The following is a 20,039-nucleotide window of genomic DNA, read 5'->3' as shown; positions in this document are numbered from 1 at the left end:
GATTTGTATTTAAGCTAAAGATAAAAAAACTAATCGTTAGCTATTACCGTATTAAACATGTTGTAATGGTTACTTGCATTACCATTCAAACCATCATTAATTGAGCTAAAGTCAAAATGATCGATCCCAGAAATTGGACCTGGTACCTTATGGAACATTGCAACCATGCTCGTAACATTATGTGTATTAAAATTGCTGACATCAAGATTTCTTAAACTAATGTCATCATGGAACATACTTGCCATCGAAGTAACCTTACTAGTATTAAAACTACTTACATCAACACTAGTTAAGCTCTCATTAAACGCAAACATTTGATGCATATCAGTTACATTTGAAGTATCAAAGTTGCTTACATCTAAATTGGAAACCTGTTGATCATTAGCAAACATATCTGACATATCAGTTACATTACTGGTATTGAAATGACTTACATCTATATTAGTTACATGAATATTATCCACAAACATATGATCCATATCAGTTACATTACTAGTATCAAAACTGCTTAAATCTAAATTCTTAGAAGCTTTATACCCACAAAACATATAAGACATGTCTCTTACTTTACCAGTATTAAACTTGCTTACATCTAAACTAGTTAACGAATGATCAAAAGTAAACATGCTTGCCATATTAGTTACATTTTTTGTATCAAAGCTACTAATGCTTAAATTCCTCAAGCTTGTATCATGAGCAAACATATACGCCATATCAGTTACATTACTAGTATCGAAATTACTTAGATCTAGATTTGTTAAACTACCATTAATTGTACGATCATCATAATCAGCACCATTATCGGAATCCACCATATCAAACATACTGGACATATCTGTTACATTACTAGTATTAAAATTACTCAAGTCCAAACTTTGCAGACTAATATCTCCACCAAACATGTAGGACATGTCCGTTGTCTTACTAGTATCAACTTTATTTAAGCCTTTGATTTCAGTAACATTTTCTAAGCCTTCAAACATTTGACTTGCATCTGAAGGAAAGCTAACTTTTGAATCAATACTTATTGTTTGAATATCATTAGGATCAATTTTCATATTACTTACTGAGGTTGTAATAGTATCTTCATTAGACAAAGTATTGCCATCTTTGCCAGCAGCAATATGCAAGGCCTTGGTACTTGGATCATAAGTTAGATCACACTGACCACTTACACCCTTTTTAATATCAGAAGATGTTGAACTACTGCTATTTGATGAGCTCGAACTACTTGAACCACCGTTGTTTACTGGTGGTTGCGGCTTAGAATTATCTGACGAACCTGAACTAATTGATGAACCAGTACCTGTTGAACTACCATCATTTGTTACGTTTGAACTATTGGAACTACTTGAGCTAGGTGTATTACTTGGCTTCGAAGAATCAGTCTCAGCAGGATTTTGTGTAGACGTGTTGCTATTGCTTAATATTACATTCTCCATCAAAACATACTTACCATTTCCTAATGCATAGTATGTCTTTCCTTTAATCGTTTTAGTACCGTAAGTATAAACGGTCTTACCAGATTTTAAAACTGTTTTATCAGCACGCTTACCATTCTTAGTGTATAAATATGAATCTTTTGCAACTTTGGCACTCTTAGCTATTTTTACATGACTTGCTAGTACATACTTGCCATGACCTAAAGAATAGTATGCTTTTCCTTTAATAGTTTTATTCCCATAAATTTTAACCGTTTTACCATTCTTTAGAGCTTTTTTATTAGCACGTTTCCCCGACTTATTGTAAAGATAAGTTTTCTTGGTTACTTTCGCAATTTGAACCGAACTTGTAGCCTTTTTAGTACTTGCTTGTGTACTTGTTGGCACTGCTGCATGAACCTGATTAATTGTTGTCAGACCACCAATCGTACTGGCAATTACTGCTGCACCAACCATTAAGTTACGGCTAGACTTTTTACTATTCTTCAAAAAAGCCTTAATTAACCGTTTCCTATTATTAAACTGCATATTAGCATCCTCCTAAATTAAATTATTTTCTACATATTTAATAATAATCTTTTTTTTTTTTAATCAACAAGAATTAAGACTTTCATATAGCAAAATAATGAAAATAACAAATAAATAATTAATAGCACGAAAAAAGCTAGGTTCTTACGAATCTAGCTTTTAACTTTATTTTGCAACTGCTACAACCCGTTTTTCACGGATCACGGTAATTTTAATATTACCAGGATAATCGAGTTCTTTTTCAACTTGATTCCGAATATCACGTGCCAAAACGGTAATTCGATCATCTGAAATCTTCTCTGGCTCTACCATGACCCGAACTTCACGTCCAGCCTGAATGGCATAAGCCTGTTTGACTCCATCGTACCGTTTAGCAATCTGCTCAAGTTCGGTCAACCGTCTAATATAGTTTTCCAAACTTTCGCTTCTAGCACCTGGTCTTGCCGAAGAAAGCGTATCTGCTGCAACAACTAGTTCAGCAATAAACGACAACTTCGGCACATCCCCGTGGTGGGCTGCAATTGCGTTAACAACAACATCTGATTCATGATACTTCCGTGCTAATTCCACACCAATTTCAACGTGTGAACCTTCAATATCATGATCGATGGCTTTTCCAATATCGTGTAATAATCCCGCGCGTACCGCTAATTTTTCATTTAATCCCAATTCTGCTGCCATTGTGCCGGCAAGCTTAGCTACCTCAATTGAGTGACCCAGTACATTCTGTCCGTATGAAGTACGATACTTCAAGCGTCCAAGCGTCTTAACCAATTCAGGATTCATTCTGTGAATCCCAAGTTCCATTAATGCGCTTTCACCAGCCTCATAAATATCGTCATTGACTTCTTTACGCGCCTTGTCGACTGTTTCCTCAATGCGAGCAGGATGAATCCGACCGTCTTTAACCAGCCGTTCCATTGCCCGTTTAGCAATCTCACGTCTAATCGCGTCAAACCCACTAAGAGTAACAACCTTTGGTGTATCATCAATAATTAAATCAATTCCTGTTAGCGCTTCAAATGAACGAATATTCCGACCTTCACGTCCGATAATTCGTCCCTTCATCTCCTCATTAGGCAAATCAACCACAGATACAGTAGTCTCGGCAACTGTATCTGCCGAACTACTCTGAATCGCATCAATGATTATTTGACGAGCATAATGGTCAGCTTTAGCAGCCACCTCTTCATTACTGGTCTTAATCATTGTTGCCCGCTCCTTGACTAGCTGATCGGCTAATTGGTCCAAAACCAACTTCTTAGCCTGTTGCTTGTCCAGGTGCGCAACTTCATACAATTTCTGTTGTCTTTGATCGACTAATTCAGCAGCAGCCTTAACTTTGACATCAAGTTCTTCCTGCTGCTTCTGCAATTGATCCTTTTTTTGATTGAGTCCATCCTCTTGCTCTTTAAGTAAAGAATTCCGGTGATCGAGGGTATCTTCTCGTTGTTTCAAACGATTATTGTCACGCGCAATCTCATCACGCTTAACATTTAATTCGTCTTCTACTTTTTGCCGATAATCCTGAATTTTTTCTTGAGCTTCGAGAATTTTCTCTTTTTTAGAGTTTTCAGCACTCTGCTTTAAGGCTTCTGTTGCCTGCTTTTGGGCATTAACTTCAGTCCTTGCAGCAGCAACCTGTGCTTTTGCATCGGTTAAAATATGGTCGGCATCATTTTGCGCATTTTGGGCATTTTTCTCCCAAATGTTCTTACGAATTGCGTAACCAATTCCTAACCCAATTATAATTGAAATAATAGCAACCGCGACGGGAATCAAAATTATATTTGTCATGATTACTATCGCCTTTTTTATTTTTTAGATTATTCACACAATATTAATGATAAAGAACCACGGCACACATGTCAATGAACAAGAAAAAAACCTTGCCTCAAATTCCGAGGTCAAGGTCAATTTCTTCAACTCTATTCGCTTTTGTTATCGGCTTCTTTTTGAGAAGAATCCTTAGTTGCAGTTTCATCTTTTGGCTTGTTAGCCTTAACTTTTTCTGGATCTTCACGATCAGCGATTGATTTTTCATCAATACCATAAGCTTCTCGAACCTGATGTTGAATATCATCATAAATATCTTGGTGTTCTTCAAGATATTTTTTGGCATTTTCGCGACCTTGGCCGATCCGCTCATTATTGTATGAATACCACGAACCCGCCTTAGCAATAATGTCCTTATCAGCTGCCATATCAAGTAATTCCCCACTTTGAGAAATCCCTTGACCATACATCATGTCGACTTCAGCAACTTTAAATGGCGGCGCAACCTTATTCTTAACCACCTTAATTTTTACCCGGTTACCAGTAATGTCGCCGCCAGTCTGTTTAATCTTTTCAGCCCGTCTAATTTCCAAACGAATGGTTGAATAAAACTTCAGGGCGCGACCACCAGGCGTAGTTTCAGGATTACCGAACATAATACCAACTTTTTCCCGAATTTGATTAATAAAAATCGCAATGGTCTTGGTCTTATTAATATTACCGGAAAGCTTCCGCAATGCCTGACTCATTAATCGTGCCTGCAAGCCCACGTGACTGTCCCCAATGTCACCATCAATTTCAGCTTGTGGTACCAATGCAGCAACAGAATCGACAATTAAAATATCAATTGCCCCACTGGCGATTAAAGTATCCGCAATCTGCAAGCCTTCTTCACCAGTATTTGGCTGTGACAAAATAAGCGCGTCAACGTCAACACCTAAAGCTTGGGCATAAGCTGGGTCCATTGCGTTTTCAGCATCAATATAAGCAGCCGTACCGCCGCGTTTTTGCACTTCGGCAACAGCATGCAAAGCAACCGTCGTCTTACCAGAAGATTCAGGTCCATAAATTTCAATAATTCTTCCTCGTGGGTAACCGCCAACACCTAAAGCCGCATCAAGTGCCAGCGAACCGGACGGAACCGTCGAAATTTCAGTATCAGCCTTGTCGCCCATCCGCATTACGGCGCCTTTACCAAAATTCTTTTCAATTTTTTTCAATGCACTTTCCAGTGCTTTTTGTTTTTCGTCTTTGGCCAAGCGATTTTCCTCCTCTAATTAATACCCATTAATTATACTTTGATTTCTTGTTTATTTGCAAGGAAAACCGAACAAATGTTTATTCTTTTATCCCGCATTATTAAATACGCCAAAATTATCTTTTTTTGCGAAAAAAGTTGCCATTTTTACCAGTTCTAGTAATTTAATGCTAACAAGTAAGAATTAATTAAGCAAAAATGTTGCATCCTTAGGCGATTTTAAAAGCATACAAAAAGACGCTAACCAAGTCAGCGTCTTTTAAATTTATTTATAATTACATTGAGCCCTTAAAAACGCCCCATGAACTATGGAAGTAATCCCAACCTGAATAGATTGTAAAGATTAATGCCAAGTAGAGCAGAATCGTTCCAATATGGTAAAAATCACCAATCAGTAAGAAAATAACTGACAGCATTTGGCAAGTTGTCTTGATCTTACCAGGCATTGCCGCAGCCATTACCTGACCCTTGTTTTCTGCCAAAATCAACCGCAAACCAGTAACTGCAAGCTCACGACAAACAATAATAACTACCACCCAAGCTGGTGCTAATTTTAATTCAACCAGCATAATAAAGGCAGTCATTGTTAACATTTTGTCGGCTAACGGATCAGCAAACTTACCAAAGTTGGTTACCATATTACGCGAACGGGCAATGTGACCATCAAACCAATCAGTTGCTGAAGCTATGGCAAACACAACTGCGGCGATTACTAACCGCCAATAGACTGTACTGCCGGCAACTTGGACACTTGCATCACCGCCAAACATGACGATTAACACGAAGACTGGGATTAAAAATATTCTAAAAACAGTTAATTTATTGGGTAAATTCATTCTCTACTACTTCTCCTATATTCGATAATTATCTGCCATTGTTAGTGGTTGAAGAGTGAGTTGAACTATCAGACTGACTGCCATTATTAGTAGTATTAGTCTGGTTATTGCTCTGACCATTATTTTGGGTAGTTTGATTATGCTCTGCAGTATTATTAGTAGTCGTACTATGTGTAGTCTGATTGTTTGAACTATTAGTAGATTGACTAGAATTAGAACTTGAACCAGTTGTACCGCTATTGGTATTTGTCCGGTTACTTTGAGTTGAATTTGATTGACTTGTAGTTTGACTACGTTGTTTGCCAATCAATAATGTCAAACTCAAACTGCCATTTTGGGCATCATATGGTACTTTCTTGCCGCCAACAGTTACCTTAGTTCCTGACGCATTGCTCAGCGTAACGCTAACATTTTGGGCATCAGTAGGAATGGCAATTGTTTGCTTTTGTCCAGCTGCTAAAGTTTGAGATGCTTGTCTAACACCATTAACAGAAATCGTGACTGTAATACTTTGGTCACCAGCACGCACAACTAAATTACGATTATTCTTCAAGCCAGTAACTTGGAATTGGTTGGCAGCTAATTCCTTAATCTTGACTGGATTAACTGCAACTGGCTTCTTTTTCTTAGCTTTATTGGTATTTTCTGAAGAAATCGAAACCCCATTATCTGGGTTAGTAGTTTGATTATGACTTGCTGAAAAATGGGCGTACACCACATAACAAACCAAAATCACAACAATTACTCCCAGACCAACAATAATCCGTGGTAAATAATTCTTCCACAATTTCTTTTTGTTGCTGGTTGTCTTACGAACTTCTTCGCTCTTATTATCAATCGAATCTTCAACGTATTCGTCTGGTTGGGCTGCAGGAACTTCTTGATGGTATTCGCTTAATAACTGTTTACCATCCAAGCCGACAATCTGTGCATATTGTCTAATAAAGGCCCGCACATAAAAATCACCAGGGAGTTTATCAAAATCATTCTGTTCAATTGCCGTCAGATATCTACCTTGAATTTTGGTTGCTTTTTCAATATCTGCAATTGAAAGTCCCTTTGCCTCTCTGGCACTGCGTAATTTATCTCCGATATCTGCCATAGTTACCTCTTCAAAAATTCTCCACTAACAACTAGAGTATAACATATACTACTACTTTTTTTCACACTTATAACAGCCAGCCACCGCTGACATAAATCGTCTGACCTGTTAAATAGCCAGAACGAAGACTGAGTAAAGTCTTGACCCAAAATGAAATATCACTGCCTTCAGCTAGTCGGCCAGCAGGAATTTCACCTTTGACTTCCTCCATGGTTTCCGGCGCAAACATTGCATTCATCGGTGTATTAACCGCGCCGGGAGCAATTACATTAACTGTCAAATTAGCTGATGCCACTTCACGCGCGTAGCTTTGAGCAAAGCGTGTTAAGCCAGCCTTTGAACTGCTGTAAACAGACTCCATTGCACTGCCTTGACCGCCATAAACCGAACCGATATAGACAATGCGGCTAAAATCATTTTTAATCAAAAGCGGCTCAAGCAAGCTAGTCAACTTAATTGGCACTGATAGATTTACACGCATAATTTGGTCAATCTTATGTAAGTCTTGCCCACTGACAAAGTTGTAATCGGTAATGCCTTGGGCAAAAACAACCGCATTAATTGGCAGTAATCCTTTTACAAAAGTTTGTAACTCCCGATCATCAGCCAAAAAACTAAGTTTAATTGGAATAAAATCTTGCTGGGGATACTGCTTAGTCAAGTTTTCGCTTAACTCGCAAGCCACTTGCCAATTTTGACTGCAATGAATATAAAGCGACCAGCCATCTTGTGCCAAATCCGCACAAATAGCTTGTCCAATTCCACCAGTAGCGCCAAACACAATTGCTCGCTGCATTCTAACATTCCTTTTCTGCCCAATTCTGGGCCATTAATTTGTACAGTATTACAAATTATATAACAATTACTTGTCCAATTCTACACTTTTACAATCACAATGTTCGAGTTAATTTTAACATTATTCAACCGTAAAATTAGCTAAAATTGCCACATGCTAAACTTTCTTAAAAATTACTTCTCAGATGCATCTTCTGGCGGCAATAGAACCTGCCGCGGCTTTGAACCCTCAGAAGGCCCAACGACACCTTTAGCTTCCATGTCATCCACAATTCTAGCAGCTCGATTATAACCAATTCTAAAACGGCGTTGCAACATTGACACACTGGCTGTCTGCTGACGTCTAACCAGATCAACCGCCTGAGAATAAAATTCATCTTCTGGTTCATCGTCATCTGACGCATTATCACTACTCTTTTGCGGAATCATTTCTTCATCATATATTGGCTTCTGCTGGTCCTTAACCCAGGAGATAACTCGTTCCACTTCACTAGAAGCAACATAAGCTCCTTGAATTCGTTCCGGCTTTGAAGCACCGACTGGCATATACAGCATGTCGCCGCGACCCAATAATTTTTCCGCTCCTGTTTGGTCCAAAATTGTGCGCGAATCAACACCACTAGATACGGCAAAAGAAATCCGCGACGGCACATTCGCCTTAATCAGGCCGGTAATTACGTCGACACTCGGCCTTTGCGTTGCCAAGATCATGTGGATTCCGGCAGCACGCGCCATTTGTCCTAAGCGGACAATTGCACCTTCGACATCATGGCCGCCAACCATCATTAGGTCACTCAATTCGTCAACGACAACCAAAATATAAGGTAACGGCTTCATTGCTGGCTTAGTTTTATCTTGATTGTTCAGTCGAACCTTTTCGTTAAATTCCGCCATATTGCGCGCGCCACTAGCCGCAAATAATTTATAACGCCGCTCCATTTCTTTAACGGCCTTGCTTAACGCGTTAGCGGCTAGTTTAGCATCCGTTACAACTGGAATCAGCAAATGCGGTACCCCATTATAAACGGATAATTCGACCATTTTTGGGTCAATTAAAATCAATTTAACTTGGTCAGGCATTGCCTTCATCAAAATACTGGTTAGGATCGTGTTAATTGCCACGGACTTCCCAGAACCAGTCGAACCAGCAATCAATAAGTGCGGCATCTTAGCCAAATTAACCGAAATTGTCTGCCCTGTAACATCCTTACCAAGAGGCACGACCATTGGTTCCTGTTGCGCCTTGGCATCCTGGTTCTGCATTACATCCTTAAACGCAACAACAGACGTTGTTCGGTTAGGCACCTCAATCCCAATAAATGGCTTACCGGGAATTGGCGCCTCAATTCTAATATCTTTAGCAGCTAACGCTAAGGCCAAGTCATCAGCCAAATTGACAATGCGGCTGACTTTAACCCCAACTGCAGGCTGAACTTCATACCGAGTAATCGTTGGCCCCAAAATTGCCTTCTTAATGATGACATTAACGCCAAAACTCTTAAAAGTTGTCTGCAAAGTCTGGGTATTCTGCCGGATTAATGTTTTATCTGAACTCTGATCCGCATTCTTAACTGTATCAAGCAGCGAAAGCGGCGGCTTCCGATATTTAGGATTAGGTTCTTGTTTCTGCTTGGTTTCTAGTTCGCCGTGGTCCACATCTGCCAATTCCTGCAGCATTTTCTTATCCTGATCGGCAAAAGAATGTGACTTTGGCAACGTCGTTTCTTCTTTTTCGTCATCTTCTGATTCTGTCTGTTGGTCAAACTCTGCTTCCGGCTCATTTGAGTTAGGCTCTTCTTGACTAGCAATTTGAATTTGCGGCTCGGCATTCTGCTCATCCTCAACTGGTGCTTCAAACTCTGCTTCTGTTTCAGGAGGATTTTCTTGTGAAGTTGTCTCTTCTTCAATAGTATCTTTTTTAACCGCAAAATCATTAACATTAGGAAAAATCGGCGACGTCGAGTTTAACGGATCATTCAGATCACGTGCCTGCTGCTCCGCTATTTTCTGTAATTGTTTCTCGCGTAGAACTTCATATTTATCTTTGATTTTGGTTCCCGCTGCCTGATTTTTGACAATAAACAGCTGACTAAAGGACTGAAACTTTTCAATAATTGTTCTAAATTTAACATCGAAAAACATTAACAGGCCAATTGGTATCAACAAAACTGCGATCACGCGCAGACCAATATGGCCAAGTAGTTGGTAAAACAATTGATAGCAGATGGCGCCAATAATCCCGCCACCAACTGGCAGAGTCACCGCCGCACGAGCAAATTCAGCGGTCATTTCGTGCCAAAAGGCATTCATAAAAGCATTATTAACCAGCTCATGCTCAAAATAAATACTGCTCTGAATTACTAATACCCCTAAAATTGCCAAAAACAAGCCGCAACTGCGCTTAAACTTAAAGTGCATCGGCTTGTTATAAATTAGCATTACTAGACCGAACAGGCCGAACAAACCCGCTGCCAGTAAATAAGAATCGCCAAAAAACAAACGAAAACAGTTGGCAATCTGTCTGCCCAAGATACCAAATTTCACAAATGCCCAAACAGCAATAATAAGTTGAATCAGACCAATAACCGCCCAAGTTATCCCAGTATTCTGCGCCTTCTTACGTTTTTTAGTTGTCTTTCTCTTTTTCTTAGGCATAATTGCACCTAATTAGGAGCTAAAAATTAGCTTGGAAGTTCAAATTAACTGGTTGATCCAAGGTAATTTGCGTAACTTCATAAGTTAAGGTCTCAATATATTCAACTAATGGCCGGCTGAGTAATTTATAGTCAGTCTTATCAAGATCGCTGCCATCGCCAAAGTAATCCTTAATTTGCACAATTTGGCTAATCATCCCGCTAACAGAAAATTCTCCGGGATCTGGGGCAACATCAAAAATTACCGTGACATCAAAGTAGCTGCCATCTTGACCAGCATCAGTTGTACCGTCATCATTTTGTTTTTCAACTTTTTTCAAGCCAAAATTAACTTGATCTTTTGTTTCTGGTTCTTCATTAATGTCATAGTGAAAATTTTTAACCATGACTGGTGTTTCTTTAACAAAATCCATTATTCTTCTCCTAAATTTCTTTCATAACGTTCAGGGCGATTATAATCATCCTTTAACTTGTCATTTTCATAATGGTGCGCTGTTTCCATATTTGGAAAGCCCTGTTGGCGCAATGCCTCAAGCAAAACCATCGCTACAGAATTGGAAAGATTATAGCAGCGAATGTTAACAGACATTGGGATGCGCAAGTTGCGGTCATAGTATTCACGCATAAAAGTTTCCGGCAAACCTGTTGTTTCTTTTCCGAAAACAAAATAGTAATCTTTATCCTCATCAGTGTAATCAACTTCGGCATAATTTTTCGCTGAAAACTTCGAAATTAAGTACATTTCATCCTGCGGACCCAGTGTTTTCAAAAATGCCTCAAGGTCATCATGGCGACGGACGTCTACTTTATCCCAATAATCAAGTCCGGCACGCTTCATCTTCTTATCATCAATTTGAAAGCCCAATGGTTCAATCAAATCTAGCACTGTATTCGTTCCGGCACAAGTCCGAGCAATATTACCAGTATTAGCTGGCATCAGTGGTTCATACAATACAACATGGTTTGTCATTATTTTCTCCTTAACAAAAAAGTGCGGCCTATAACCACACTTCTTCTATTCTTTTGTTATTTTTTCTTTCTTAGGTGCAGCTTCTGTGGTTAAAGCAGCATTCTTATCCTCCGCAAAAACCTGCGAAACCTTACGGTAATAATTGTACACGCGCATGATAATAATTTTCAAGATTGCATAGATTGGAATCCCAAAAATCACGCCCCAAAGGCCCCAAACAGAACTGGCACCGATTAAGAGCAAAATCGTGGTAACTGGATGCATTGCCATCTTGTTGCCCAATACAAGTGGGCTAATTACCCGTGATTCAATTGTCTGCTCAACCGCAAACACAATGAGCACCTTGACTAACATTGGCACCGAGGTCATCACCGCAATCACTACAGCAGGTATAAAGGCAATAAACGTTCCAAAATACGGAATCAAGTTTAACACACCACTTAAAACCGCCAGAGCAATTGCGTATGGCTGCCCAATAATAGTGTAGCCAATTGCAAACATAATGCCCACCCAAAAAGCAACGGTAATCTGACCTCGAATATATGAAGCTAAGGCAGCATTGATTTCATATAATAATTTACTAAAACTTTTTTGCCAGCGTTTAGGCGCGAATTCTGTAATATATGGCCGCAATCGGTGTCCATCTTTAAGCATGAAGAACAAGATGAACGGCGCGGTAACGACCGTCATGAAAATAATCGTAATGATACTAATTGCTGATGAAATATTGTCTAGAGCCGCGTTAATTGCCGTTTGACTAGACTTAAATAACATGCTTTGTGCACGATTAATCGCATCATTAATATTATTTTTAACGCTATGAAATTGTGGGTCGCTTAACTTATCCTGCACGGCAACACTTGCTTCACGCCAAATGCGCGGCCAATGCTTAATTAGTGAATTAATTTGGGTTTGAACAATCGGCAAAAGCGTATTGATAATCCAGACAAGTAGTAAGGCTACTATAATAAACAGCCCAGCAATTGTAACAACCCGCGGCACTTTAAACTTGCGCTCAAGCGTGTCTACCAGCGGATTCATAATGTAAAATTGGATCACTGCCAACAAAAGCGGTGGCAAAATAGCACTAAAAAATAACCGCGCTGGATTCAAAACAAAAGAAATCTTATTGAACAACCAAATCACAAGGAAGAACAATAAGATATTAAGCAGTACAATACTAAAGCGATTATTCAAAAACCATTTTTCAAAAATACTGCGCTTCGAGTGTTTTCGTTGATTTTCCATTAAACCATCCTAATTATCTGTGTTCATAAACAATGTCATCATCTACCCTGAATTCCGGCAGCGTTTGCTTAGTGCCCAATTCAAGATAAATACCATTGGCTAGCGGATTTTGAAGTTTCTTCTGGTCAAAAAATAAAGTTGCATGTCCCAAAACCCGCATATTACTTTCAACCATGCTCCCGACAAAAGAGGCAACATAGGTTTGACCATCAATTGTGATTGTATCACCTTTTTTAAAAACAAACGTGCTAGCAGGTGTCTGCGAACCAAATTTTTGCAGAACCGATACATCTACTAAGCCTTTAGTAACATTTTCACCAAATAAAATAACCATCTTATCTTCGGGCTTAATTGCTTGTTGACCAATTTGCGTTATTGTAGATATCCATTTCATTTTTCTATGCTCCCTAATAATTAATTTTAGCATAATAAAAACCGCTTACCCAATATATAAGCGGCTTTTTATTTTCACTCTTTAACTTTTTTGTGGAAAAAGAGCCATTTACGTAATTCATCAATCAAGACCAGCGGAATTGGCAGGCAGAATAAGAATAACCAATCTGTCGGCAATAATCTCGTTGTGTTGAATAATTGCTGTAGTCCCGGAGTTACCGTCAAGACAAAGAACAGTAAGATTTCAAAAATAATCCCGTACCAAATGTTGTGGTTACTGAACAAACCCTTCTTGAAAATCGAAACCTTGTTGGTCCGGCAGTTCAAAACATTGGCAACCTGAGTAAAGACAATTGCACCTAGTACCATTGTCGTTGCCCGCATGTAAACAGGTCCACTAGCAGCTAAGGCAGCTTGCGGCCAGCCGTTCTGAGCATTGACAAAGAAGTATGCGCCAATCGAAATAATACTTGAGATAAGACCGTACCATAAGAAGGCATGAAGAATGACACTGCGGTTAAGCAAGTGCTCACTGCGCTTTCTCGGCGCCTGTTTCATCACATCTGGATCAACAGCTTCGCCGCCAAGCCCTAATGCCGGCAACATATCCGTACCTAAGTCAACCGTTAAAATCTGCATAACAGTCATTGGCAGTGGAATTAGACCACCAGAGAACAGGAACAAAATTGACGGAAAGGCTTCAGGGACATTGGAAGTCAAAATATATGTTAAGAACTTCCGGATGTTACTGTAAACGGCCCGACCTTCTTCAATTGCGGCAACAATCGAAGCAAAGTTATCATCGGTTAAGATAATGTTGGCAGCGTCTTTAGCAACGTCCGTACCGGTCATTCCCATTGCAATCCCGATATCAGCTTGCTTCAAGGCTGGCGCATCATTAACCCCATCACCAGTTGAGGCCACAATTTCACCATTTTCTTGCAATGTCTTAACAACTTTGTACTTTTGTTCTGGCGCAACCCGAGCAAAAATAACTTCACCCTTCAAGGCCTCACGTAAATCGTTATCGCTCATTTCTTCAAGTTCTGTTCCAGAAATAACGCGCGCTTTATCAGAAGTCAAGCCAATCTGAACCGCAACTGACTTGGCAGTCAATTTAGAATCACCAGTGACCATGATAATCTTAATCTTAGCTTCATGGCAGCGTTTAACAGCGTTGTAAATTTCTGGCCGCGGCGGATCACTCATTGTTGTTAGCCCAACAAAGACCAAATGCGTTTCAGCATCAGCGATTGTTAACTTAGAAACGTCAGTATCATCGCGGTCAACAATCCGGTAAGCCATCGCCATACTTCTCAATCCTTGAGCGGCATATTGAGCATTACTCTTATTAGCCCGATCAATATCATCTTGGGTTATTGACCGTACTTGACCATCAACTTGAACCTGGTCACACTGCTTAATCACGTCACTAAATGAACCTTTAGTGAAAATTATATACTGCTGATCGTTCCAGCGGTGAATGGTTGACATCCGTTTTCTGTCAGAATCAAACGGCAATTCCCGCATTCTTGGGTACTTCACCAGCACCTTTTGCCGGTCAAAGCCTGCCTTTTGCGCCATAATGATTAACGAAGCCTCGGTTGGCGTACCTAAAATCTTCGGCTTACCGCCCTTAACCTTGCTTGGCTGTACCGCGGTATCATTATCAAGAGAAGCAATCTGAATTAACTTATGCAAGTCTGGATTTTCTTCATACCATAATTGCTTACCGTTTAATTCAACTTGACCATTGTTAACATATCCATTACCCGTAACTTTGTATTCATTTTTCAAGGTCCAGATGTAATGGATTGTCATTTGGTTTTGCGTTAATGTCCCTGTCTTATCCGAACAGATAACGGTCGTCTCACCCAAGGTTTCAACTGAATTTAATTCTTTGACCAAGGCGTGCTTTTTCGCCATTCGACGAACACCTTGCGCCAAACTCAAGGTAACTGTTGGCAATAACCCTTCTGGGATAAAGGCAACAATCATTCCTAACGCAAAGATAAAGGCCTTAGCAAACGGATACTTAACAAAGAAAATCGCGGCAATTAAGAACAAGACCCCAATCGAAACCGCAATAATTGATAATTGCTTAGTCAAGCGGTTAAGTTCCTGCGTTAACGGACTATCAACCTCGTCCTGCTTTTGCGTCAATTGCGCAATTCGGCCAAACTCGGTATTCATCCCCGTCGCAAAGGCAATTGCCCGTGCTGTTCCAGCACCGACTGTCGTCCCAGAATAAACCAAGTTAGTTTCGGCATAACTGCCTTCACCAGGATCATACTTCGTTGTCTTTGATTCTGGCACTGACTCGCCGTTTAAGGCACTCTGATCGACCTGCATTGAACTAGCCGAGATTAGCCGCGCATCAGCAGGAATTGCATTCCCAGCCTGCAGGACAAATACATCACCCGGAACTAATTCCTTAGAATCGATCTGCACCTTTTTGCCATCACGAATGACCTGCACATAAGTCGGCAGCATATTATTTAACGCATCTGTTGCCCGTTTAGCCGCACGTTCTTGCCAGTAACTAAACAAGCCGTTGATAATATTCACCATCCAGATTGCAATTCCCAGCTCAAGTGTGCCGCTGAACATTGCAATTGCACCTGAAATCCACAACAAAATTGCCATCATACTGATAAAGTTTTTAAAAAATACTTTCCATTGTGATTCTTCTTGAGATTTTTTAATCTCATTAGGACCATATTTTTGCAGTCTTTTGGCAGCTTCTTGCGAACTCAGACCATCAGATGAAGAATTTAAATTGGTAAAAACTTCTGCAACGTCATTTTTTGCATAAAGTTCACGAATTTTATTTTCGTCCATTAACGGTACCTTCTTAACTAAAATTTTCTGCTTTTAATAAAGCTAACTACTCAAATTTAAATATAACACTTCGTGCTATACTTATTAAGAGTAATTATATTACAAAATTTAACTGGAGGTTAAAAAATGAGGCTATTAATTGGCGGCTACACTAAAAACACAGCCACCGGAATTTACGAATTACCGCTTGAAATCACGGATTCTACAGCTAAAATAGGTCAAGCAAAGGAAATCATTAAAGTTGGTGGACCAACTTATTTTGTCCAAGATCATGACCTGATTTTTACGATTAACAATGCAGGTGACAAAGGCGGAATTAGTGCCTACAAATTAATTAATGGTGCATACCAAGAAACTGATTCTTATTTAACAGCTGGCTCATCTCCTGCCTATATTGGCATCAATAAAGAGCAAAAGCTGCTCTATACAGCCAATTATCACACAGCTCAATTGGCAGTCTTTTCTTATACTGCAGACGGCAAATTAACCTTGCTGGATTCAGTCACCCATACGGCTGACACATTGGGACCGCAACCTGAACAAGTTGACGGCCCGCACCCCCACTTCTTTGACGAAACGCCTAATGGCAATTTAGTTAGCTGTGATTTGGGTAATGATCGTGTTGACTTTTACAGTTTTAACGACCAAAAATTAGCACACCTAGCAAGTTACCAAAATGAACCAGGATTTGGCAGTCGCCACATTGTTTTCAGTCCCGATGGCAAGTACTTCTACGTTGCCGGTGAATTATCCAGCAAAGTTAATGTTGTGAAGTTCGACGAAGATAACTGGACGTTTGAAAATATTGCAACTTATTCGACCATTCCTGAAGACTACACTGAACATAACGGTGCAGCAGCAATTCGAATGAGCAGCGACGGCAAATATCTTTATGTTTCTAACCGTGGTCATAATTCAATTACTGTCTTTGGTATTAAGCCTGACCATACTTTGCAATTGACCCAACGAGTTTCCACGTTCGGTGAGTTCCCACGTGACTTTAACTGGGACGAAAATGAACAATACATGGTGGTCGCCAACCAAAATACGGATAATGCGACACTCTACACTCGGGACGCTGAAAATGGTTGTCTTACCCCTGTGCAAAAAGACATTGCCGTACCAGAAGGTACTTGTGTCTTATTTGAATAATTAAAAAAGTTGTGTGTACACACAACTTTTTTGTTTATCCTTGTAAATTCTGCCACAATTCTTGCATATCAAGCGGCTCCGGAATTTTAATTTCTACTTGCTGATCCAAGAAGGGATCCGTAAAAGCCAAATAGTAGCAATTCAAGGCTTGTCTTGTAAAATTATCCGCTACACCATACAACGGATCGCCAAATAATGGGTGTCCAATCGACTGCAGATGAACGCGAATTTGGTGCGTGCGGCCAGTAAACAAGCGTAATTCGACTAAACTTGCACCTTTGACTTGGTCCAAAACACGATATTCTGTTGCTGCCGACTGACCATTGGCATCAATTTGACGGACGACGGTTCCTTCTTTTTGCGCAATTGGCGCCTTAATCATTCCGGTTAGCTCATCTGACGCAAAATTACCGTGAACCACAGCATGATATTTTTTTACAAAGTCATTCTTACTTAACTTAGCAAAGCGGGCATGGGCAATCGGATTCTTACCGATTAACACTAACCCTGAAGTATCACGGTCAAGACGGGTAATTACGTGCGGCTTAACTTCCTCCTGCTTGCTCTTAGCAAAGTATCCTAAAGCGCGATTAACAAGCGCATCATCGTCTTCATAACGTGAGGGAATTGACAAGACGCCAACTGGCTTGTTCACCACCAAATAGTTAGCTGTTTCCTTAACTCGCACTAGCGGCTTATCAGAAGGTCGCAGCCACGGATTGGCCTTTTCTTGACCCGGTACAAAAATAATTTCGTCACCATTATGCAGTTGGTAGCTAGTGTAGCGGCGCTTATGATTAACCAGAATTAGGCCATCATGATTTTTAGCATTATTAACCGCCTGCTTTGAAAAACCATGCTTCATTAAAAAAGCCCCTAACTTCTGGGGGCTGTTACTTGTAAACTTTAACTTAAATAGTGTCATTTTTATCACCAATGAAGGCACTCTGAACTCGCGACCAGAATCGCGTGTGGCCAAAGCGGTCAAACTGAATTACCTTTTGCGAAATCCGGTAAGTAATCTTTTTGGCATTGTAGACATCAATGTGCTGACCATCAACTGTCATTACCAAATGATTAGCATCTGGCACAATTGTAATCCACTGGTCAGGGGCAATAACAATTGGCGAAGAGAGAGTGCGAAACACACGATTATTAATCGAAGCAATCTCAGCCATTTGCAACGCCTTTAACCGCGGATGAATTACCGCACCGCCAAGTGACTTGTTGTAGGCAGTTGAGCCAGTTGGCGTTGAGACGCACAAGCCATCGCCGCGAAAGTTTTCAAATAATTTACCTTCAATATAGACGTTAGCTTCCAAGGTATGTGAAACCCGTTTGACTGCCGATTCATTCAGAGCCAAAAAATGCCGCTTTTCTCCTGCTTCAGTCTCAAGTTCAACTTCCAATAACGGATAGTTGGTCGACTCCGGCTGCCGCAAAAAGAGTGCATCCACCATCTTATCAACATCGTCACTGCGCCAATCAGTATAAAAGCCCAAATGTCCCGTATGAATTCCAATAAACCTGATTGAGCTAATCTGGGTTTCATAACGATGAAAAGCATTAATTAATGTACCATCGCCGCCCACTGTAATTACTACATCCGGATACTTGGCATCAAAGACAACATCATCTTTTTGCTGCAATAATTTTTTTAAATGCGCGACAACCCGCAACGTTTCCTCATTAGTATTATGAGCAATCGTTATTTTCATGATTTTTCCTTGCCCTTATTCTTGGTAAAAATCTTCTGCGCTTCCTGAACTTCATCCTTAATTAAAGACATTTCCTCGTCTAACTTGTATGCTGTTTCCGCTGTTGACTTTAGACGCTTGGAAATATCATCTGGATAAGAACCTTGATACTTATAATTTAGAGTATGCTCAACTGTTGCCCAAAAGTTCATTGCTAATGTCCGCACCTGAATTTCGGCCAGCAATTTTTTAGCACCTTCTGGCAAATAAACAGTATAGGAAATCACCATGTGGTAAGAACGATAACCTGATGGCTTGGCGTTTTGCACATAATCGCGCTCTTCCAAGACTTCCATATCTTGCCGCTCATGGATTAAGTCCACTACCTTATAAATGTCGTCAACAAACTGACACACGATTCGAATGCCAGCAATGTCCTGCATGTCAGTCTCAATCACGTCGGGACTGATTACCCGCCGGGTCATTTTTTCTTTAATCGAATCAACTGTTTTTACTCGGCCAACGACAAATTCAATTGGCGAGTGTTCTCCCTTAGTTAAAAAACTCTGTCTAAGGGCCCGAAATTTTACTTTTAATTCATTAACGGCCTCTGTATATGGCCATAAAAAGTTGTCCCAATCTATTTCCATTGAAATAATTCCTTTCTCAAACAGCAACTTCATTTTACCATATAATAAGAGTAAACAGATTGGAGTAATGATAATGACTAAAAATACTGAAATTGAAGCTAAAACATTGTTAACTGAGGCAACTTATCAACAATTATGTGCTGCCTTCCCTGTTAAAAGTGACTTTTTGCAGGCTAATTATTATTTTGATACGCCCGATGGCTTATTAAAGCAGCACCAAATCAGCTGCCGCGTGCGAATATTCAAAGACCACGCCGAGCAAACACTCAAAGTCCCCCACTCACAACTTATCCAGCATAACTTTCATGAAGCAGTTGAAATTAACGACGATTTAGAACTAGCTGCCGCGCAAAAGTTTGTCCAGCAGACAGAAAAGGGTACAGTTGCCGCATTTAATGGTAATGTTGAACAATACTTGAAGACTAACTTTGGTACACAGCTTGAGCTGTACCTCCAAACTTTTAGCAAAACGCGCCGCATTTTAGCTGTTGGCCCTGAAAATTGCGAATTGACATTTGACGCAACTACCTATCCAGATTCTTATGTCGATTACGAATTAGAAATCGAAAATTCTAATCCTACTTTAATCAAAAAGGTCCTGTTTTCCCTTGAAAACAGCTATAATTTTAAGCAAACTAAAACTAATACTAACCAGCCTAAAATCGCTCGTGCATACGCTCATCGTGTTAGAAGATAA

At 40.0% G+C, this 20,039-nt stretch carries 17 protein-coding genes; 2 read left to right on the top strand and 15 right to left on the bottom strand.

Going from position 1 to position 20,039, the window contains the following annotated elements:
* Positions 1–29: 29 nt before the first annotated feature.
* From PT278_RS06885 to PT278_RS06830, 12 genes are all read right to left on the bottom strand, one after another.
* Entirely contained in the window at positions 30–1,970 is a 1,941-nt protein-coding gene (locus PT278_RS06885) for a BspA family leucine-rich repeat surface protein (protein ID WP_277131215.1), read from the bottom strand.
* A gap of 165 nt (positions 1,971–2,135) precedes the next feature.
* On the bottom strand, positions 2,136–3,767 hold the full coding sequence (rny, locus tag PT278_RS06880) for a ribonuclease Y (RefSeq protein WP_277131214.1): 1,632 nt from the start codon (positions 3,765–3,767) through the stop codon (positions 2,136–2,138).
* Positions 3,768–3,898: 131 nt separating this feature from the next.
* Positions 3,899–5,005, bottom strand: coding sequence for a recombinase RecA (gene recA / locus PT278_RS06875; RefSeq protein WP_277131213.1), 1,107 nt, complete (start codon positions 5,003–5,005; stop codon positions 3,899–3,901).
* Positions 5,006–5,279: 274 nt separating this feature from the next.
* Positions 5,280–5,840 carry a CDP-diacylglycerol--glycerol-3-phosphate 3-phosphatidyltransferase gene (gene pgsA, locus PT278_RS06870; RefSeq protein WP_277131212.1) on the bottom strand — a complete coding sequence of 187 codons (561 nt, stop codon included), beginning with the start codon at positions 5,838–5,840 and terminating at the stop codon, positions 5,280–5,282.
* 28 nt (positions 5,841–5,868) lie between these two features.
* On the bottom strand, positions 5,869–6,942 hold the full coding sequence (locus PT278_RS06865) for a RodZ family helix-turn-helix domain-containing protein (RefSeq protein ID WP_277131211.1): 1,074 nt from the start codon (positions 6,940–6,942) through the stop codon (positions 5,869–5,871).
* 67 nt (positions 6,943–7,009) lie between these two features.
* A complete protein-coding gene (locus PT278_RS06860; protein ID WP_277131210.1) occupies positions 7,010–7,738 on the bottom strand; it encodes an SDR family NAD(P)-dependent oxidoreductase in 729 nt (242 codons plus the stop codon).
* A 173-nt stretch (positions 7,739–7,911) separates the two neighbouring features.
* Positions 7,912–10,392 (bottom strand): DNA translocase FtsK, encoded by a 2,481-nt coding sequence (locus tag PT278_RS06855; RefSeq protein ID WP_277131208.1) that lies wholly within the window; start codon positions 10,390–10,392, stop codon positions 7,912–7,914.
* A gap of 19 nt (positions 10,393–10,411) precedes the next feature.
* The gene (locus PT278_RS06850; RefSeq protein ID WP_277131207.1) at positions 10,412–10,804 is read right to left on the bottom strand and encodes a DUF1149 family protein; all 393 of its coding nucleotides are present in this window, start codon (positions 10,802–10,804) and stop codon (positions 10,412–10,414) included.
* Positions 10,804–11,361 carry a tRNA (uridine(34)/cytosine(34)/5-carboxymethylaminomethyluridine(34)-2'-O)-methyltransferase TrmL gene (trmL, locus tag PT278_RS06845; protein WP_277131206.1) on the bottom strand — a complete coding sequence of 186 codons (558 nt, stop codon included), beginning with the start codon at positions 11,359–11,361 and terminating at the stop codon, positions 10,804–10,806. Before trmL ends, PT278_RS06850 begins: the two co-directional genes overlap by 1 nt.
* Before the next feature lie 45 nt (positions 11,362–11,406).
* On the bottom strand, positions 11,407–12,609 hold the full coding sequence (locus PT278_RS06840) for an AI-2E family transporter (RefSeq protein WP_277131205.1): 1,203 nt from the start codon (positions 12,607–12,609) through the stop codon (positions 11,407–11,409).
* Positions 12,610–12,622: 13 nt separating this feature from the next.
* Entirely contained in the window at positions 12,623–13,003 is a 381-nt protein-coding gene (locus tag PT278_RS06835; protein WP_277131204.1) for a PTS glucitol/sorbitol transporter subunit IIA, read from the bottom strand.
* Between the two features lie 74 nt (positions 13,004–13,077).
* Positions 13,078–15,843 carry a cation-transporting P-type ATPase gene (locus tag PT278_RS06830; protein WP_277131203.1) on the bottom strand — a complete coding sequence of 922 codons (2,766 nt, stop codon included), beginning with the start codon at positions 15,841–15,843 and terminating at the stop codon, positions 13,078–13,080.
* A gap of 126 nt (positions 15,844–15,969) precedes the next feature.
* On the opposite strand from PT278_RS06830, the gene PT278_RS06825 reads away from it, so the two are divergent.
* Entirely contained in the window at positions 15,970–16,995 is a 1,026-nt protein-coding gene (locus PT278_RS06825; RefSeq protein ID WP_277131201.1) for a lactonase family protein, read from the top strand.
* A 34-nt stretch (positions 16,996–17,029) separates the two neighbouring features.
* On the opposite strand, the gene PT278_RS06820 is transcribed toward PT278_RS06825, so the two are convergent.
* From PT278_RS06820 to PT278_RS06810, 3 genes are read right to left on the bottom strand one after another with little or no spacing between them, the layout of a single operon-like run.
* Positions 17,030–17,920, bottom strand: a complete 891-nt coding sequence (locus PT278_RS06820) for an RluA family pseudouridine synthase (RefSeq protein WP_277131200.1) — start codon at positions 17,918–17,920, stop codon at positions 17,030–17,032.
* Complete coding sequence (locus tag PT278_RS06815) at positions 17,907–18,713, bottom strand: NAD kinase (protein ID WP_277131198.1); 807 nt, start codon at positions 18,711–18,713, stop codon at positions 17,907–17,909. The genes PT278_RS06820 and PT278_RS06815 overlap by 14 nt, the downstream gene beginning before the upstream one ends.
* Entirely contained in the window at positions 18,710–19,342 is a 633-nt protein-coding gene (locus PT278_RS06810; protein ID WP_277131197.1) for a GTP pyrophosphokinase family protein, read from the bottom strand. The genes PT278_RS06815 and PT278_RS06810 overlap by 4 nt, the downstream gene beginning before the upstream one ends.
* Before the next feature lie 73 nt (positions 19,343–19,415).
* On the opposite strand from PT278_RS06810, the gene PT278_RS06805 reads away from it, so the two are divergent.
* Positions 19,416–20,039, top strand: a complete 624-nt coding sequence (locus tag PT278_RS06805; RefSeq protein WP_277131196.1) for a CYTH domain-containing protein — start codon at positions 19,416–19,418, stop codon at positions 20,037–20,039.

The sequence above is a fragment of the Lactobacillus sp. ESL0703 genome, assembly GCF_029433435.1.
In the GTDB taxonomy this organism is placed as follows: Bacteria; Bacillota; Bacilli; order Lactobacillales; family Lactobacillaceae; genus Lactobacillus.
The sequence above is the reverse complement of the archived record's forward strand: the minus strand, read 5'-3'. Positions and strand labels throughout refer to the sequence as shown.

What these genes read in the sequence shown, in the direction of transcription:
- PT278_RS06885 (WP_277131215.1), bottom strand. Translation starts at nt 1,970, where the DNA reads ATGCAGTTTAATAATAGGAAACGGTTAATTAAGGCTTTTTTGAAGAAT.
- rny (WP_277131214.1), bottom strand. Translation starts at nt 3,767, where the DNA reads ATGACAAATATAATTTTGATTCCCGTCGCGGTTGCTATTATTTCAATT.
- pgsA (WP_277131212.1), bottom strand. Translation starts at nt 5,840, where the DNA reads ATGAATTTACCCAATAAATTAACTGTTTTTAGAATATTTTTAATCCCA.
- PT278_RS06865 (WP_277131211.1), bottom strand. Translation starts at nt 6,942, where the DNA reads ATGGCAGATATCGGAGATAAATTACGCAGTGCCAGAGAGGCAAAGGGA.
- PT278_RS06860 (WP_277131210.1), bottom strand. Translation starts at nt 7,738, where the DNA reads ATGCAGCGAGCAATTGTGTTTGGCGCTACTGGTGGAATTGGACAAGCT.
- PT278_RS06855 (WP_277131208.1), bottom strand. Translation starts at nt 10,392, where the DNA reads ATGCCTAAGAAAAAGAGAAAGACAACTAAAAAACGTAAGAAGGCGCAG.
- PT278_RS06850 (WP_277131207.1), bottom strand. Translation starts at nt 10,804, where the DNA reads ATGGATTTTGTTAAAGAAACACCAGTCATGGTTAAAAATTTTCACTAT.
- trmL (WP_277131206.1), bottom strand. Translation starts at nt 11,361, where the DNA reads ATGACAAACCATGTTGTATTGTATGAACCACTGATGCCAGCTAATACT.
- PT278_RS06840 (WP_277131205.1), bottom strand. Translation starts at nt 12,609, where the DNA reads ATGGAAAATCAACGAAAACACTCGAAGCGCAGTATTTTTGAAAAATGG.
- PT278_RS06835 (WP_277131204.1), bottom strand. Translation starts at nt 13,003, where the DNA reads ATGAAATGGATATCTACAATAACGCAAATTGGTCAACAAGCAATTAAG.
- PT278_RS06830 (WP_277131203.1), bottom strand. Translation starts at nt 15,843, where the DNA reads ATGGACGAAAATAAAATTCGTGAACTTTATGCAAAAAATGACGTTGCA.
- PT278_RS06825 (WP_277131201.1), top strand. Translation starts at nt 15,970, where the DNA reads ATGAGGCTATTAATTGGCGGCTACACTAAAAACACAGCCACCGGAATT.
- PT278_RS06820 (WP_277131200.1), bottom strand. Translation starts at nt 17,920, where the DNA reads ATGACACTATTTAAGTTAAAGTTTACAAGTAACAGCCCCCAGAAGTTA.
- PT278_RS06815 (WP_277131198.1), bottom strand. Translation starts at nt 18,713, where the DNA reads ATGAAAATAACGATTGCTCATAATACTAATGAGGAAACGTTGCGGGTT.
- PT278_RS06810 (WP_277131197.1), bottom strand. Translation starts at nt 19,342, where the DNA reads ATGGAAATAGATTGGGACAACTTTTTATGGCCATATACAGAGGCCGTT.
- PT278_RS06805 (WP_277131196.1), top strand. Translation starts at nt 19,416, where the DNA reads ATGACTAAAAATACTGAAATTGAAGCTAAAACATTGTTAACTGAGGCA.